This is a genomic window from Colwellia sp. 1_MG-2023, from assembly GCF_030546755.1.
GTDB lineage: Bacteria > Pseudomonadota > Gammaproteobacteria > Enterobacterales > Alteromonadaceae > Thalassotalea_H.
The window spans coordinates 177,451-194,916 of the sequence record NZ_JAUOPE010000008.1; the positions used below are offsets into that span (position 1 = coordinate 177,451).

The 17,466-nt window shown below is 37.6% G+C and carries 14 protein-coding genes; 3 read left to right on the forward strand and 11 right to left on the reverse strand.

The annotated features are described in order from the left end of the window. Nucleotides 1-2 precede the first annotated feature (2 nt). The 5 genes from truD to Q4493_RS11275 all read right to left on the reverse strand — a co-directional run bounded on the left by truD (nucleotide 3) and on the right by Q4493_RS11275 (nucleotide 3,332). Nucleotides 3-1,052 (reverse strand): tRNA pseudouridine(13) synthase TruD, encoded by a 1,050-nt coding sequence (truD, locus tag Q4493_RS11255; RefSeq protein WP_303452618.1) that lies wholly within the window; start codon nucleotides 1,050-1,052, stop codon nucleotides 3-5. Beyond that, complete coding sequence (gene ispF / locus Q4493_RS11260; RefSeq protein ID WP_303452620.1) at nucleotides 1,053-1,574, reverse strand: 2-C-methyl-D-erythritol 2,4-cyclodiphosphate synthase; 522 nt, start codon at nucleotides 1,572-1,574, stop codon at nucleotides 1,053-1,055. Next, nucleotides 1,571-2,296 carry a 2-C-methyl-D-erythritol 4-phosphate cytidylyltransferase gene (gene ispD / locus Q4493_RS11265; protein WP_303452622.1) on the reverse strand — a complete coding sequence of 242 codons (726 nt, stop codon included), beginning with the start codon at nucleotides 2,294-2,296 and terminating at the stop codon, nucleotides 1,571-1,573. The genes ispF and ispD overlap by 4 nt, the downstream gene beginning before the upstream one ends. 9 nt (nucleotides 2,297-2,305) lie before the next feature. Further along, nucleotides 2,306-2,599, reverse strand: coding sequence for a cell division protein FtsB (gene ftsB / locus Q4493_RS11270; protein WP_303452624.1), 294 nt, complete (start codon nucleotides 2,597-2,599; stop codon nucleotides 2,306-2,308). Nucleotides 2,600-2,702: 103 nt separating this feature from the next. Next, nucleotides 2,703-3,332, reverse strand: a complete 630-nt coding sequence (locus tag Q4493_RS11275; RefSeq protein WP_303452626.1) for a hypothetical protein — start codon at nucleotides 3,330-3,332, stop codon at nucleotides 2,703-2,705. A 208-nt stretch (nucleotides 3,333-3,540) separates the two neighbouring features. On the opposite strand from Q4493_RS11275, the gene Q4493_RS11280 reads away from it, so the two are divergent. Continuing rightward, nucleotides 3,541-4,440, forward strand: a complete 900-nt coding sequence (locus Q4493_RS11280; RefSeq protein ID WP_303452628.1) for a mechanosensitive ion channel family protein — start codon at nucleotides 3,541-3,543, stop codon at nucleotides 4,438-4,440. A 229-nt stretch (nucleotides 4,441-4,669) separates the two neighbouring features. Here the strand turns inward: Q4493_RS11280 and eno are convergent, their stop codons facing one another. Together eno and Q4493_RS11290 are read right to left on the reverse strand one after the other, a co-directional pair. Further along, complete coding sequence (gene eno, locus Q4493_RS11285; RefSeq protein ID WP_303452630.1) at nucleotides 4,670-5,968, reverse strand: phosphopyruvate hydratase; 1,299 nt, start codon at nucleotides 5,966-5,968, stop codon at nucleotides 4,670-4,672. 96 nt (nucleotides 5,969-6,064) lie between these two features. Continuing rightward, nucleotides 6,065-7,702 carry a CTP synthase gene (locus Q4493_RS11290; RefSeq protein ID WP_303452632.1) on the reverse strand — a complete coding sequence of 546 codons (1,638 nt, stop codon included), beginning with the start codon at nucleotides 7,700-7,702 and terminating at the stop codon, nucleotides 6,065-6,067. 258 nt (nucleotides 7,703-7,960) lie between these two features. Here Q4493_RS11290 and Q4493_RS11295 point away from each other — a divergent pair, with 258 nt between their 5' ends. After that, complete coding sequence (locus Q4493_RS11295) at nucleotides 7,961-8,554, forward strand: DUF4202 domain-containing protein (RefSeq protein WP_303452634.1); 594 nt, start codon at nucleotides 7,961-7,963, stop codon at nucleotides 8,552-8,554. Between the two features lie 54 nt (nucleotides 8,555-8,608). Here Q4493_RS11295 and Q4493_RS11300 read toward each other — a convergent pair whose 3' ends face one another. From Q4493_RS11300 to Q4493_RS11310, 3 genes are all read right to left on the reverse strand, one after another. After that, nucleotides 8,609-8,968 (reverse strand): YbaN family protein, encoded by a 360-nt coding sequence (locus Q4493_RS11300; RefSeq protein ID WP_303452636.1) that lies wholly within the window; start codon nucleotides 8,966-8,968, stop codon nucleotides 8,609-8,611. Between the two features lie 399 nt (nucleotides 8,969-9,367). Next, on the reverse strand, nucleotides 9,368-10,561 hold the full coding sequence (locus Q4493_RS11305; protein WP_303452638.1) for a metallophosphoesterase: 1,194 nt from the start codon (nucleotides 10,559-10,561) through the stop codon (nucleotides 9,368-9,370). A gap of 109 nt (nucleotides 10,562-10,670) precedes the next feature. Then, entirely contained in the window at nucleotides 10,671-13,724 is a 3,054-nt protein-coding gene (locus Q4493_RS11310; protein WP_303452640.1) for a TonB-dependent receptor, read from the reverse strand. Between the two features lie 405 nt (nucleotides 13,725-14,129). On the opposite strand from Q4493_RS11310, the gene Q4493_RS11315 reads away from it, so the two are divergent. Continuing rightward, nucleotides 14,130-16,277, forward strand: a complete 2,148-nt coding sequence (locus Q4493_RS11315) for a winged helix-turn-helix domain-containing protein (protein WP_303452642.1) — start codon at nucleotides 14,130-14,132, stop codon at nucleotides 16,275-16,277. Between the two features lie 183 nt (nucleotides 16,278-16,460). Here Q4493_RS11315 and Q4493_RS11320 read toward each other — a convergent pair whose 3' ends face one another. Further along, complete coding sequence (locus tag Q4493_RS11320) at nucleotides 16,461-17,465, reverse strand: ABC transporter permease (protein ID WP_303452645.1); 1,005 nt, start codon at nucleotides 17,463-17,465, stop codon at nucleotides 16,461-16,463. Nucleotide 17,466 lies beyond the last annotated feature (1 nt).

Below are 17,466 nucleotides of genomic sequence, written 5' to 3' on the forward strand. Positions count from 1 at the left end.
ATTTATCCATGACGTGAGCCAACACGTTCTGTTAAATCTTTATAAACAAGTAATTCTCTTAACACCGTAGTAGCAAAACAACCAGCCGCTAAAGTAAACGTAACCGTGACACTTTTTTGTACGTCATTGGTTGTAATTGCACCGTCTTCAATGCATAAACGAATACGACGTCTTTCTTGTTTTAAACCAAATTTAGCGAGTCCGTGACAAAAATCAGCATAACTTTCAAGCAAAGACTCTTCCAATGTCAAAGGTTCAGCCGATGTCATTAACTGTCCTGCTCCCCACAATGGTGCGGTAATATCGACATCTTTTTCACTAAAACGCTGTTCAATTACTTGATCAATGGCCTCAAGAGGAAAAACCGATTGAGTACCAGCAAGCATTAATACATCACCAATTTGTAATTTATCAAAAACATTGTTTTCAAGGCGCTTTGAGATAATATGATTAAACAGTAGAGAACGAGCGGCTGAAAGGTACATGCCACGCTTTTTCTTATCTTTAACTTTTTGCCCGGCAAACAAAGCCGTTGCCCTGTCAATATTTCCGCCATCAATACCAAAACGTTGCTCACCAAAATAATTGGGGACACCAAACGCAGAAACAGCATGCCAACGACGAACCATTTCATTGATATCAGATACATTTCTTAACGTGATTTCGAAGCGATTACCGCTTAACGATCCTATCCGTAATTTTTTATTATGACGGGCATAATCAATAACTTCTATACCATCAATAGCTAAGTCAGATAAGTCATATACTTGTTTACCAGGTAAGTGAACACCAAACCATTGTTCGGTTACCGCAAAGCGATCTTTAAGCCCCGCATAAGTGACCAAGTTTTCTTTGACAGCAAAATATTTCGCGAGCTGTTTGGCGACAAACCCGGTATTTAACCCTGTTTTTCTCACATGGATTAACAAGTGTTCCCCTTCACCACAGGGTGAAAAAGGTAATTGTTCAAATACCTTAAAGTCGCTTTCACTGCTGCGTAAATCACCGGTAACAGTTGGCTTGTCATACAGATAAGTAAATACCGGTAACATTTATTTTTTAACCTCTGCACTGTCTTGTTCTGTTATCACTTTTGCTGATTTATTTTCTGTCAGTAACACGACAGCATGAACAGAGATACCTTGCTTTTTGCCAACATAACCTAATTTTTCAGTGGTGGTCGCTTTCACGTTTATTTGATCTAAATTGCAATGTAAATCTTGTGCTAAACAGGTTCTCATCGCGAGAAGGTGCGGTGCTATTTTAGGTGCTTGTGCCACTATCGTAATATCAGCGTTGCTAAGCTCATAGCCTTTTTCTCGCATTAACCCCACCACATGACGCAGTAATATTCTACTAGAAATATTTTCATACTGGCCATCAGTATCAGGAAAATGATTGCCGATATCCGCTAAACATAACGCGCCTAAAATAGCATCGCATAAAGCATGAATAGCAACATCGCCATCTGAATGAGCAACAAAGCCAAATTCGAAAGGAATTTCTACCCCAGCTAAAACAATAGGACCTTGCCCACCAAATTTATGGACATCAAAGCCATGACCTATTCTCATTGTGTTACCTGTATATTTTTGTCGTTAATCGATTGCTTATTCAGAATAAATTCCGCTAATGCTAAATCGTCGGGATGGGTAATTTTTATGTTTTCACTGCTGCTCGAGATCAACTGACTTTTTTCACCGGAAAACTCTATCGCAGAGGCTTCATCGGTAATGATTGCTTGAGCAAAAAGTGCTTGTTCAATCGATGTTGTTAATTGCAGGGTTGGGTACATTTGCGGTGTTAATGCATGCCAGAGATTGTCTCGTTCAATGGTTTGTTGGATTAAACCATTACTGCCTCGCTTCATAGTATCTCGCACAGGGCTTGCTAAAATACCGCCAATATCATTTGTTAAACATGCATCAATTAACTGATTTAAATCATCTAAGGTTAAACAAGGACGAGCCGCATCATGCACTAATACCCAAGGAAATTCTTTCGGGTCAATAACCGCTAAACCGGCTAATACAGAATCTACTCGTTCTTTCCCGCCATCAACAACCATGACTTTGCTATTTGATGACAGATCAGTCTCTGAAAAATATTCATCCTCAGTTCCTAAAGCGATGATAATTTTTTTAATCATCGGATGTGAAGATAAACGCGTGACCGTATGTTCTAAAATGCTTTTTTGATTTATTTTTAAATATTGCTTAGGACAATTGGCTTTCATGCGCTTGCCAACACCTGCCGCGGGAACGACAACAACCAAAGGTATTTTCTGATAAGGCATACTGTCGTGTTAACCCTTTTTTTGCTTTTTTTTATTGGGGATAATGCGAAAAAAAGTTTCTCCGCTTTTAATCATGCCTAATTCATTTCGAGCACGTTCTTCAATCGCGTCGCTACCAGATTTTAAATCATCAGTATCGGCATATAGTAATTTATTACGTTGGCGTAATTTATCGTTATCTATTTTTTGTCGAGCAACTTCATCTTCAAGCGATAAGTAATCAGGCACACTATTTTTTCCGAACCACAGCCGGTATTGTAATAACACTAAAAATATCAGCAATACAATGGTAATAACGCGCATATTAATAAAAAATAGATCTTTAAAAAGCGATAGATGAATAGGCTATTATAAAAGGCTACTCACAAGTGTAAATACAAATAACGCTTTATTATGCTGCAAAGTATTAAACAAGGGCGGGTTGTTTAAAGTTTCGCCAATTAATAGCACATGAAAGTAGCAACTCTCTCAAGGTTGGAATATGTGGGTTAACTTTTTGATCGTTAAGCCAGCTATGGCCTGTACAAGCAGCTGTCATTACCCGTTTATTCGGCTTTAATAACCGATTCGTTCGATGCGATTGGTTATGTTGATCTTGCTCTTTATCTAAATAAAACCATCCGTGAACATTGGTTCTAATTCGATTGTTGTCTTTATCGATGCGATCAATGGAGTCTAAAACGATAAAGGATTCATGAACTATTGGGATCACTAAACCATGGGTTAACTCTGTCGATAAATACCATTGATTCACCGATTCAATATCTTGATCTTTTAATGGCATGTGTCCGGTCTGTTTTGCCGACCAACTCGCATTTTGCACATCAATAGTAAGCGGGGTTTTTGCTTGAAACATTAAATGAGCGGTGCGCTTGATATAATAAGGTAAACTTTTTAAACGGCCTTGAAATACTTGTGGCGATTGAATATCACTTTTTGCCAACAGCATAATTTCACGTTCATATAAGGCATTACAAAGCTCAGCAAAGTCTGCTGTTTTTGTATCATCTTGCCAAAGTGAAGCTTGCTCTGTCATAAAGTACTTGATTAAATTTTAATAACTAATTGCCTAAGCCTTAAGCATAATGCATTGCAGGTTAAAATTCACCAAAGAAGTTTAACAAAGCGGCGCTCAAATCAATTTTTCATCAAAAAGATTACTGAAAAGAAAATTCTACTTAGCATTGCCTAAAAAAAACAATACACTATATCGTAACTTCCCAATAAACAGAGCAAAATTGACAATGTTTAGTGAAACAGAGAGTGAAAACAAGAACAACACCTTAAACGCTCAATCTTTAGATCCCGCCAGCTTATTAAAAGATGAAATAGACCAAGTCAGCCGTTTTTATAACCTAATAATCGACTTTTTTTCCAATTATAGTTTTCAATTAATTGGCGCCCTTATCATCTTTATTTTGGGTTACATAGTCGCGGGGAAAATAGCTAATTTTGTATTGAGTTTGTGTCAACGTCACAAGCTTGATACGACATTAAGCCAGTTTTTATCAAACACCACCAAAATGCTTATCGTGATTATGATCAGCATAATGTCGTTAAATAAATTAGGCATAAGTGTTACACCATTTATTGCGGCAATTGGTGCTGTTTCTTTAGGCGCTGGTTTAGCGTTACAAGGGTTATTAGCGAACTATGCCGCCGGCTTTAACATTATATTAATTCGACCATTTGTAGTGGGCGATACCATTACTGTGCAAGGTAGAACAGGGATCGTGACAGAAGTGTTATTGGCGTACACTATTTTATATGATGAAGATAATGTAAAAATCACCATTCCAAACAAACATATTGTAGGTGAAATACTGTCTAACTCGAATGGCGACTCATTATTAGAATTAACGATTGGAATTGCTTATAAAGAAGATCCTATTAAAACCATTGCCTTACTAGAAGGTGTTATTAAAGATCTCAATATTGCCAGTAGCTCAAGAGAGCCACAAATTGGTATTGGCGAATTTGCTGATAGTTCAATCAATATAGATTTACGTATTTGGACACCCACTGAAAACCTTTACGCCTCGAAATACAGCGCAAATAAAGCCATTTATTCAGCTTTACAAGCCGCGAATATTGAAATTCCATTCCCACAACGAGATGTGCATTTAATTGCGAATGAAACATAAAAAAGCATTTAATGAATCAATAATGAGCGGATTATTCTCAATCCTTTTATTTAATTGATTTAAAAACAAAAAACCACTCAAAAGAGTGGTTTTTTTAATTTTACTGCATCATATGTAACGAGATACATTGAAGATAATTCATTTTAGCGCAAAGCGCTCACACGGAGCTGACGATAGTCAGTGAGTATGAGCAATGCAACTATAAGATGAATTAGCAATAATTTATCCGTTACTGACCTTTAACTTCAGATAAGCCATTGAAGATTGCTTTATCACCTAAGAACTCTTCAATACGTAATAATTGATTGTACTTAGAAACACGATCAGAACGACATAAAGAACCTGTTTTAATTTGTCCTGCAGCAGTACCAACGGCTAAATCAGCAATCGTTGCGTCTTCAGTTTCACCTGAACGATGAGAAATAACAGCAGTAAAACCTGCATCTTTCGCCATTTTAATCGCCGCTAAGGTTTCAGTTAATGAACCGATTTGGTTAAATTTAATCAAGATAGAGTTACCAATACCTTGCTCAATACCACGCGCTAAAATTTTCGTATTTGTCACGAATAAGTCATCACCAACGATTTGAACTTTGTCACCAATTAATTTAGTTTGATAAGCAAAACCGTCCCAATCTGACTCATCTAAGCCATCTTCAATTGAAACAATTGGGTATTCTTCACAAAGCGTTGCTAAGAAATCAGAGAATTCGTTCGCGGTAAATTGCTTGCCTTCACCCGTTAAGTCATAAATACCTTTGTCAGCATCGTAGAATTCAGAAGCTGCACAGTCCATCGCTAACGTAACGTCTTTACCTAATACGTAACCTGCTGCTTCAACGGCTTCTTTGATTACCGCTAAAGCGTCAGCATTAGATTCTAGATTTGGTGCAAAACCACCTTCATCACCTACAGCTGTGTTCATGCCTTTTGCAGATAATACTTTCTTAAGAGCATGGAAAATTTCAGCCCCCATACGTAATGCTTCTTTAAAGCTATCAGCACCAACAGGTTGAACCATGAATTCTTGAATATCAACGTTGTTATCAGCGTGTTCTCCGCCATTGATGATGTTCATCATAGGTAAAGGTAAAGAGTAAACACCCGGAGTACCGTTTAAGTCAGCAATATGCTCAAATAATTGTACGTTCTTAGCATTTGCAGCAGCTTTGGCTACCGCTAAAGAAACCGCTAAAATAGCGTTAGCACCAAAGTTCTCTTTGTTTTCTGTGCCATCTAAGTCAATCATAATTTGATCTACTTTAGCTTGTTCTAAAGCGTTTTGGCCGATTAACGCAGGGGCAATGCTATCATTAACTGCGGCAACTGCTTTTAAAACACCTTTTCCTAAATAGCGAGATTTATCGCCGTCACGTAATTCTAACGCTTCACGAGAACCCGTTGATGCACCTGAAGGAGCAGCAGCGCGGCCCCATGCACCAGACTCTAAGTACACATCGGCTTCAATTGTTGGGTTACCACGAGAATCCATAATTTCACGTGCAATAATTTTACTAATATTTGACATTGTATTTCCTTTAAATCTTACGTTTACGTAAACTTCTAAATTAAGGCTAAAAATGAAAACCGTAGCACTTGGCTACGGTTTTAGTTATTTTTTATTTTAGTTTGATTGCTGCTTTTGATGATCAAATGAGGCAGCAATAAAACTTTCAAATAATGGGTGTCCATCGCGAGGTGTTGAATTAAACTCAGGATGAAATTGCCCAGCAATAAACCAAGGATGATCTGGTATCTCAATCACCTCTACTAAGGTTTTATCCGTAGATAAACCTGAGAAAACTAAGCCAGCGTTACTTAATTTCTCACGGTAGTTATTATTTACCTCAAAACGATGACGGTGTCTCTCATAAATTGTTTCACTACCATAAACGTTATACGCATGGGTACCTTTCACTATGTGGCACAATTGAGAGCCTAAACGCATGGTTCCGCCTAAATCTGAATTTTCACAGCGGTATTCAATTTGGCCTTCTTCATCTAACCACTCGTTAATTAAGCCAACAACGGGATGAGGAGTTTCCGTATTAAATTCAGTACTATGCGCATCAGTTAAACCTGCAACATTTCGTGCATATTCAATTAATGCCACTTGCATACCTAAACAAATCCCTAAATAAGGCACTTTATTCTCTCGGGCATATTGAGCAGCTAATATTTTACCTTCAACACCACGTTCACCAAAACCACCCGGAACAAGTATCGCGTCTAATTCTTCTAATAATCCAACCCCTTTAACTTCGAGGTCTTGAGAATCAACATATTTAATATTTACCGCAACTTGATTTTTTAAACCGGCATGTTTTAATGCTTCATTTACTGACTTATAAGCATCAGGTAATTCAATATATTTACCTACCATACCAATCGTAATTTCACCCTTAGGGTTAGCTTCTTGGTAAAGTACTTTTTCCCATTCAGATAAATCAGCTTCAGGTACATCTAAGCCAAAACGTTTAACAACAATTTCATCCGTACCTTGCGCTTTTAACATCGCAGGGATCTTATAAATGCTGTCAACATCACGCATCGACACTACTGCTTTTTCTTCAACGTTAGTGAATAAAGCAATTTTTCCACGCTCTGCATTTGGAATAACTCGGTCTGAACGGCACACTAAAATGTCAGGCAAAATACCAATCGAGCGTAAATCTTTTACTGAGTGCTGGGTTGGTTTTGTTTTGATTTCACCCGAAGCTGCTAAATAAGGAACTAAGGTTAAGTGCATAAACATTGCACGATCACGACCGACTTCAAGCGCTAACTGACGAATCGCCTCCATAAATGGTTGTGATTCCATATCACCAACAGTACCGCCTATTTCAACCATAGCGATATCGTAGCCTTCGGCACCTTCAACAACTCGACGTTTAATATCATTAGTAATATGAGGAATAACTTGGATGGTTGCCCCTAAAAACTCACCTTTACGCTCGCGCGCTAAGATATCTTGATAAATTCGACCAGAAGTAAAATTATTGAGTTTTGTCATTTTGGTACGAATAAAACGTTCGTAATGACCTAAATCTAGATCGGTTTCAGCACCATCTTCTGTAACAAATACTTCACCATGTTGAATAGGACTCATAGTGCCTGGATCAACATTTATATATGGGTCAAGTTTAAGCATAGTAACCTTAAGGCCACGAGCTTCGAGAATTGCCGCAAGCGATGCAGCAGCAATACCTTTACCAAGAGACGATACAACGCCACCGGTTACAAAAATATATCTAGTTGTCATGTGATACCAAATGTCAGGGGAAACAGAATTTTTATATAAACTTGTTATGTTAGTTTAGCGTCGTTTTAGATAAACACACCACCCTAACAGGACGGGAAAGCATTATACTTAATATAGGGCAAAACGACAATATGATCTGACGATCAATCTGCACAATTATTTTACAGATAGCGCACATGATATTAATTAGGCGAGATCATTGAAAAAGCCATTAAAGTCATTACTATATATTTATCACCTCCTATCAAAACGCATTTTATGACAACGCCATTGCAAAAAGTTATTGCCGCCATTGACGCAATTAACCAAGAAGACCCCAATGTTACAGTAGTTAATAATCAACCACAGCCAAAAGAATTAGTGTATGGACATTATATGACGGGCTGTTTAAATCAATATTGGCCAGATTCAAATGAACATCTGCAAATAGCGGTGCGAGCGCAACACATTAAACGTTGGCACCTGCAACGTGCTGAGTTTCCAATGGGAAAACAAGGTTATTTAACCTGGCGAAAAGAATTAGGTAAGTTTCATGCAGAAACAACCAAACAATTAATGCTAGAAAATGGTTATGATGAAAATTCGGCAGAAAAAACAGCAAGCATTATCCGTAAAGAAAAATTAAAATCAAACACCGACAGCCAAACATTAGAAGATGTTGCTTGTTTGGTTTTTTTACAGTACTACTTTGATGAATTTGCAGCCAAATATATTGAAGAGGATAATGAAGAAAAAATTATTCGCATTGTGCAATTAACTTGGAAAAAAATGTCAGAAAGAGGTCATGAAATCGCATTATCATTAACCTTGCCTGACCATTTAGCCGCTTTAGTGAGTAAAGCCTTAAGTTAACCATGACATTAACATAAATCATATCGAATAAAACAACACGTTCGTTTGGCTCTTTTAAGTATCCTCTTTTGAAAGAGGCAAACGAGCAACAAAAACAAAAGGACAAGCCACGAGTAAAATCACAAGGATTCTCAGGTAATTATTGTCTAACAACCAACAAGAATAACTCACACCTAAAACCATAGTTATCAACGAAATAATTTTTGCCCGTTTGGGAATCGAGCGAGACGTTTGCCAATGATAAATCATCGGCCCAAAAGTTTTATTGTCGAGTAATTTTTGATGCAAGCGCGGGGATGATTTAGCAAAACATCCTGCCGCGACTAATAAAAATGGTGTTGTAGGTAAAATAGGTAAAAAAACGCCTAACCCAGCTAAGCCAACAAAAAATATGCCGACAACTTTTAAAAACATATCAACCTAACTAAATCAATCAAACACCCTTGGTATCATATCTTTTGACAGTCTTGAGTACAAACTAGATAAAGCTACACTCATTACATCGTTATATTAATCGGTTAACTAATTTGCCGAATAATTGTTATGTACGTTAGGATGTGTTGAATTTTCGAGGTTAAATTTTGTTCAAAATAAAAGTCATTTATTCCAGGCGTGAGTTAAATAGCATGGTTGTTCCTGGCAAATAGCGAACAACGAATAAAAAATGGCTTTTAATTGAACCCTTCGGGCAAGGTTTGTTTGTCATTTCTACTGCATTATTGCTCATTGAGGTGGCATAACCACATATCCTTGGCAATGCTTTGTATAAATACCAAACAAACGGTTGCAAAAATTATCGTGAAAGATCCCCGCCTAATGCAAAGGCAGCTTCTCACCGGTTAACGAGCCGCGCCATTTTTTATCGCCCTCCACAAACAGTAATTCACCGTATCTTCCTTTTTTAATACTGGAATCAATTGCGATAACTTTTCCTTGATGTCTCGTTTCTACTTGTTTTTGCGAAGTATGCCCCACCACTAAATAATCAATATCAAAATGTGCAAGTAACAAATCAATTTCTTGTGCACTAGCGCCATTATCTTTAAAGTAGCCGCGGTACCAAATTGGTCCATTTGATTTATGTAAATACTCTCCCCAACCTTCACGTGGACTCGCTAATTCGTCCATAACAAGGTTAGCCTTAAAAACTTGGTTAATTGCTGATAGCGAACGTTTTTCTTTAGCAAGTGATGGATGAAAACCGCCATGAGCAAAGAGCATATTATTAATTTTTACTAAAACAGGTTTCGTTCGTAACCAATCCCCTAGCACAGTACCTTTGCCATAGAGTTTTTCAAATGGCTGGTTAAGTTTTTTAGCAACTTCAACATATTTTGGGTGTAAATAACGCAAATCACCATTAAGCACCATGACCTCATGGTTACCTAATAACAAATGCAATTTACCACCGGCAAGCTCTGCTTCTTTTTCTAAGCGATATAAAAACCATAATATTTCCGTTACTTTATCACCACGGTCAAAAACATCGCCGGTAATAACAAAGTGACCTTTGCCAAACGCCCAATGATTATTTTCATCAATCACTCGATTGTTTTTTAATAAGGTATTCATGACGCCATACTGACCATGAAAGTCACTAGTAGCCACCACGTTGAAGTCACCCTGAAAAGTTAATACTGACTGCTCAGTAAAGTTAATTCTGTCAACAACCACATCAGTAGTACAACGGTTAAACGATTGCTTATGGTTGTCATTTTCGACAAACTCATTGTTTACCGTTAGTTTTTCAACGTTACCATTACATAACCAAAATGCTTGAAGATTATCTGGAGTATTAAAAATATAAGGTCCATCATTAAATTGCTTTTCAACTTTCGGCTGAACATCCACTATTTTAGGCGACGTAACGTTTGCTGAAGATACTTTATCAGTATTTGCTTCTACTTTTTTTGGTGTGGCGACGGGGTTATCCGCACTACAACTAATCAGTAAACTCACCGATAACGCCGTTTGAAGCAGCGTTAAAAAATATTTTTTAAATAACATAAAACTACCTAATTCACTGTCAAAACATTTCACATCCATATGAATTTAAAGATCATAAAATCCATTGGAATTTGTGACACGTCCTTGTGTCTTTTAACCAGAGAAAAGGTTAAAACTTAACTTCGGCGCCAAAATAAGCAAAGCGACCAACACTACTACCATAGCCACTGTAGAAGTGACCACGCCCACTTAAACTAAATGAACCTTGGTTATCAAAGATATTGTTTATGCCACCTGACAAACGTACTTCAGCTCCGCTTTCAGTATCCATGGTATAAGACACTGAAATGCTATGTTTTATATAAGAGCCAATTTCGTTAAACGCTAACGTTTCTGGATTCTCGATACAATCTGCGTTTCCTGCCGCACAGTTTTCATCATTAGTAGCCATATCATCAAGCCAGCTTTCTTTATCATCTTTATCGACAGTAATAGCTGCTTTATATTTTGTACTCCAACGTACTCGCCATGCATCTTTATACCAAGTTAATGAGGCAGAGCCTTGCGTATCAAAAATATCTTCGTTGAAATAGCCCACATAGTCAGTAGTTTCTAAACCATCGGGTGATTGCACGGTTTTTTCCCAGTCAATAACATGCGTCCAATCAGTTTTTAACTTAAGACGACCATTTTCATTTAAGTCATAAGCATATTCAAGAGCGAAATCAACACCGCTTGTACTTATCTCATCAACGTTATAGTTACGTTGCATAATTTCAATTAAAGCACCGTCTTCATCACGTTTTAAATCATTACAAAATGAGTTGCTACCACCTTTTTCATCCCATGAAAGTGAAGAGTCATAACAATATCTCATGATGTCTTCATTTGAGTAACTCGATAAAGCATCTTCAATTGCAATATCGTAATAATCAACAGCAATACGTAAACCTTCTGCGAAACCAGGTGCTAAAGTAACCCCAACAGTAAAGGTATCAGCGGTTTCCTCAATAAGGTTTTCATTACCCACACTTGGAGAATAGTTGTTATCACTTTCATCAAATTCGCCATCAACTAATATCGCCGCAGCTATGGCTGGCTCTTTACGGCAATTGTCATGTCCTTCATCAGTTGAGGTTGCGGTAGTGCCATAACAAATATCCGTGAACGAGTCATAATCGCCAGCAGGAGGAGATAACAAGTCATCGATAGATGGTGCGCGTTGTGCTCTTGCCCAATTTGCTCGAACCGCATAACCATCAACAATTTCCCACACTAAACCTGTTTTATAACTTTTTACTAAGTCTGTGCCTGACCAACTATAATCAGCAAAACGTGCCGACACTTCTGCCGTTAAGCTCTTCGCGCCTGCAACATTTTTTAATAAAGGAAACGCAGCTTCAGCAAACACTTCTTTAACTGTCACTTCACCAGAGTATTGCGGTACATAGTTAAAAGTAATACCCCCTTCTGTTGCGCCACCACCGGTTTTCACTTCTTGTGAATCTTCACGCCATTCAAAACCAAACGCAGTTGCCACAGGACCAGCAGGCATTTCAAATAAATCTCCCGCCATATAACCGGTAATCGTTAATTGCTCTACTTTGGTATCGATCGTAGGATTTGCTCGAATATAATCAGCAACCTCAGGTGTAATAGAACCTTCGCCGAATAAATTCATCGGTAAACAACCATCTGCCCTTGCTTGTTCATCAGCACATTGAATGGTTACACCATCTTCTGCATACTCAGCATCTAAGGCATACGCCGCTTTAATCGTATTAATTTCATTGCCACGTAATTGCGCTTGGGTAAATCGTCCGTAACCTACCGACAAATCCCAATCCCAATCACCGTCAAATACAGTGCCTTGCAAACCTGCCCACGAACGAATAGTGTTTCGTTCATTGTCAGTATAAATTTGACCAACCTCAGTAAATTCACGATCCCATTTAATTGTACTTCCACCACCAGCAGCAATTTCTGCCGGTACATATGGGTTGTCACGAGAAATCCGACCCATATCCACTTCACCAAACTCACCTGTTGCTGGATCAAAGGTGATCACTAAATCGCTTTCATCTTCACTTTCTGGTGCTTTATTATTAAACGATTTATTTAAACTGTGTTGAATTTGCGCATAAAACGAAACGTCGTCGGTTAATTCAAAATCAACTTTAATCGCGGTATTTAATCCTTCGTCAGGTACCTTAAGCTGTACGTATTGATCCGTATCAATACCATATTGTTCTTCTACCCAATCATCGCGCAATGTTTGTCCGTCATACCAAAAGCCGCCAATACCACTACTGCCTTCATGAAAAACCCCTCCTGGGATTGAATCGCTTAAGCTACGCCAATCTGACTGACTAATATCGCGCATACATTGCCCATCTTTTGGCTCCGCTTCTGTGAGCATGGCATTACACATTCTTTTATCATCATAAAAATGTGACTCTTGCTGCTGCGCTCTTTTACGATCGCCATAAGTTAAACCAAATTGCTTATCAAAGGTTGAACTGACATAAACATAACCACGGCCATTAGCAAATTCGCTACCGTAATTTAAATCGAGAGTGAACTCTTTTGCGCCCCCTTCAAGACTTTCGCCACCACGGGCTTTAAATTCAAAACCTTCTTTATCTTGCTGAGTGATAATATTAACAACACCGGCAATAGCATCTGAGCCATAAGCGGCAGACGCGCCACCAGTGATCACTTCGACTCGATTTACCATACCAGTTGGAATAGTTGATAAACTGACAGAATTACTACCATGACTATTTGAAACAACGCGTCTGCCATCAATTAACGTTAACGTTCTACTTGAACCTAAATTACGTAAATTAATGGTTGAAAGACCTGTAGCCGTTATATTTGATTGAGTATTCGTGTTGCTGCTGCTTTCTGAAATTTGCGGTAATTCGTCAACTAAAATTTCAGATAATGACCCTAAACCAGTATCTTCAATACCATCTTTGCTCATAATAGCTAATGGTGTTGCTACGCTAAAACTGTCACGTCTTAAGCGTGAACCTGTTACGGTAATTTTTTCAGTCGGCTCAGTTTTTTGAGCATTTTCATTGATTGTTGTCGAGGTTTGCGCTTGACGTGATACTTCATTAACGGCCTGCGCATTATTAGCAAAGGTCGATGCTGACAATGTCACCGCAGAACTAAAGATTGCAGTTTGTACGGCAACCGAGATAAGTGATTTATTCATTATGTTTTCCCATTCATGTTTTGCACTTTGGCATTTTCTTATAATGTTTTTATCAACGACTTTTTCGAGAAATATCAATTCACAGACAGATCAATGACACTTTCGAATCAGTAGTTAGCAATAAATAAATTATTGACCATGACTTTTCTAAGTAAAATCGTTATAAAGTACAATCGGTAGTAACTCGTTTATATATCTATTCAACATCTATTTGCATATTTGTTAAAAAAATCAACAAGTAACAACAAAACTTTTCGCTAATAATTTTTTGTCAAAATAAAAATTTTTACACTTTTTTCCTCAATTACTTGCTATATTTCATTGTGTCTATAGGCCGAAATCGCTATGATTTAACATTAATAAATATTCCTAAAATAATAATGCTAAGGCGCTTTTTTAAATCTTATGAAATTTGACCAAGCATTCATGATTGGTACATGCGAAGTAATTCCAATTGAATACGCAATAAAATTTGATGGTCATGCAAAGCAATCTATCCAACCCAAATTTATTGAAGTACTTTGCTATCTTGCCAAGCATTTTCCTCGTGTGATCCCCCGAGAAGAACTGATAGAAAATGTTTGGGCTGGTAATAATTATGTCGGCGAAAAAGCATTAACCAATGCTATTTGGCATTTAAGACAAAGTTTAAAAGGCATTAACGACGAAGATGAAACCATTGAAACTATTAGAAAAGTTGGTTATCGATTATTAGTTGAGCCTCAATACATTACTGATTCTCGTGATGAAACTGTGGCAGTAAGTGCTCAGCAAGTACCTCACAGTAAAATTAATCGGCAAAAAATAGCGGTATATGCATTAATAGCCGCGCTAACAGTCGGTTTGATTTTTAGCTTTATCAATACTTCCCAAAACTTTGATCAAGCAGTGATCACCCAAATAACTAAAAGTCCCGGCAGTGAGCTTTTTCCTGCCCCATCACCTGACGGCAGACAAGTTGTGTTCAAATGGTTAAATGATAAGCACAGCAGTAACTTATACATCAAAGATCGCAATAACCCGCAGTTATTACCGAAACAATTAACCTTTGGTAGCGCCTATGTAGGACACTCGGTTTGGAGTAATGATGGGCAATATTTATATTTTTCTCGCAAAGACAAAAGCAATGATGTTTGTCAGGTGATCCAATTAAAAGTTTTAACTCAACAAGAAAAGCCGATTGTCGATTGCCCCACTAATGGCGGTTATTATTATTTAGATATTTCCCCCGATGATAAAACTCTAGCTTTTCATGGTTATAGTGAGCCAGCAGATGACAGTGGCATATATTTCATAGATTTAACCAATAGTACGAGTCAACCAGTACGTTTTTCATGTCGTAATCATTGTGATTATAGAGAGCGTGATTTTGCGTTTTCGCCAGACGGCAAAAGTATTGCCGTTACCCGCCGTGTAAATAGGTTTAATGAAAATATTTACTTAGTTAACTTAACCACAAAAAAAGCAGAGCAATTAACAAAAGGCGAAGAAGATATTGTCGGCTTAACTTGGCATCCAGACGGTGATAAATTGGTTTATGGCGCACAACGTGCCGATATTCGACGAGGTTATATCCTAGATGTCCATTCGAAGGCGATCACTAATTTTCAATTTGAAGGATTTAGTTACCCTGCTTTTGCCAAAAAAAGTAAAGAATTGTTCTATCAACAACGTTATGAAAAGTATTATTTAGCCAGTTTGTCATTAGATAACAATGTTGCTTCTAGCCCTTTTCCTATCATAGAGTCTGAATTTAGCCACCTTGATCCCCATTACTCTAGCAACCGAGATCGTATTGCTTATGCTTCCAATGAGTCTGGCTTTTACGAATTGTGGATTTCAGATACTCAAGGATTAAATAGACAACAATTGACTTTTTTAAAGCAAACCATTCGTTATCCTAGATGGTCGCACTCTGGCGACAAGATCGCTTTTCTTGGGCCTGTTGAATCAGACAAAGCTGATAAAATATATATTTATGATTTAACCAGTAACAAATTATCAATTGTGCCAAGTTCACATCAAATTCATAATCGTCCGACTTGGTCATGGAATGATAAAGCCATAATTTCAGCTGTTTATGAGAAAGAATATGTAGATTTACATTACATCAATATAGAGACGGGTGAAAGCACTAGAATTTCAAATGATGGTAGTCGATTTGGTATCATGACTTCTCCAACGACTGTTCTTTACACTGGTGAGCGCAAAGGTTTATGGCAATTAGAGTTAACGTTTGATAACCAACAATTATTAAATACTCATGAGAATAATCAACCATTAAATAAAGTCAGCGGAAAAGTATTTAAAACGACTTATACCTGGGATCACACAGAGCAAGGGGTTTACTTTCATCAAAAATATGACAAACACCATCAAATATCGTTTTATAACTATGCAGAGCAACAAAGCACGCCAATATTAAGGTTACCAAGAAGTACGCTTAGAACAAGTACGACATTAAGTAAAATAACTACAAGTAATGAACTGCTATTCTCTCGAGCCTATTCTCCACAAGCAGATATTAAATCGTTGAGTCACCCGTTACTTTAACTGAACTGAGCTGAACAAACCTGAGAAGGGCTGGGATGGGCTAAATTGCAGATTAACAAGAATTAACATGAGGAGTATTAATGTTAACACTCCTTTATTTTCGTGTTTAAAAGGCGATCATACACGCTGCTTTTAACTGTTTTTACCTGCCAACTTTAGCCTCTATTTAAATAATAAAGTAAGTTACCTTTCAGTATTCCAATTAAATAAGTACGCGCCTAAAACTAAAAATATTGCTGACATAATCGCCAACACACCTAAGTGGTAGCTAATATCGGCTAGTGTAGCCCCCTCAGTAATGATCTTACGCGCACCAGCAACTAAATGCGTGAGCGGTAAAAAGTCAGCGACCGTTTTAAGCGCATCAGGGGCACCTTCTAAACTAAACCACACACCAGAAAGTATCATCATTGGCCAAGAAGCTAAATTGAGTAACCCTCCGATTAACTCTTCACTTTTACTACGACAAGCCACTAATAGTCCTAAGGTGATCAAACTAAACGCACCTAAAAGCCCAACAATAAATAAATCTAAATAGCTGCCAAGCATGTAAAAATCAAAGAAAAAATTACAGCCGATATAGACCACAGATGACGTGAACATCACGATAAAAGCACGAGAAAACAATTGTGCGCTAACAAATTCAAAAGCAGAAAGTGGTGTAGCTTTTAAGCGCTTTAATACTGAATTTTTACGATAACGAACAATGACATAACCGACACCAAACAAGCAACCAAACATCATGTTCATCCCTAACACGCCAGGCAATACCCAATCTACATAACGTATTTTTTTGCCCTCGGTGGTTAATTGTTGAAAATCTTGATGAGAAGCTAAAAATATTTTCTCAACTAAATAACCATTGGGTGATTGCTGATTCACCCAATATTGCTTTGCTGGAAAATCAATCAACATATCTAAACTATGCTGCGATAACTTTGTTTTAGCTAAGGCTTTATCTTGATAATCAACAAAGCTAATAAACTTAGTGTCTAAAAAAGTCGATTGTGCCGTCGATAAATTCATCACTCCTACTTTATAGGCCGCTTTGCCGTCACCAGAAAAAACAAATGACATACCGACTAACAATAAAATAGGAAATGCTAAACTCCAGCCTAATGAAGATTTATCACGAAAAAATTCAATATTTCTCGCTTTCACCACGGCTAAAAAACGTTTGAAATTCATA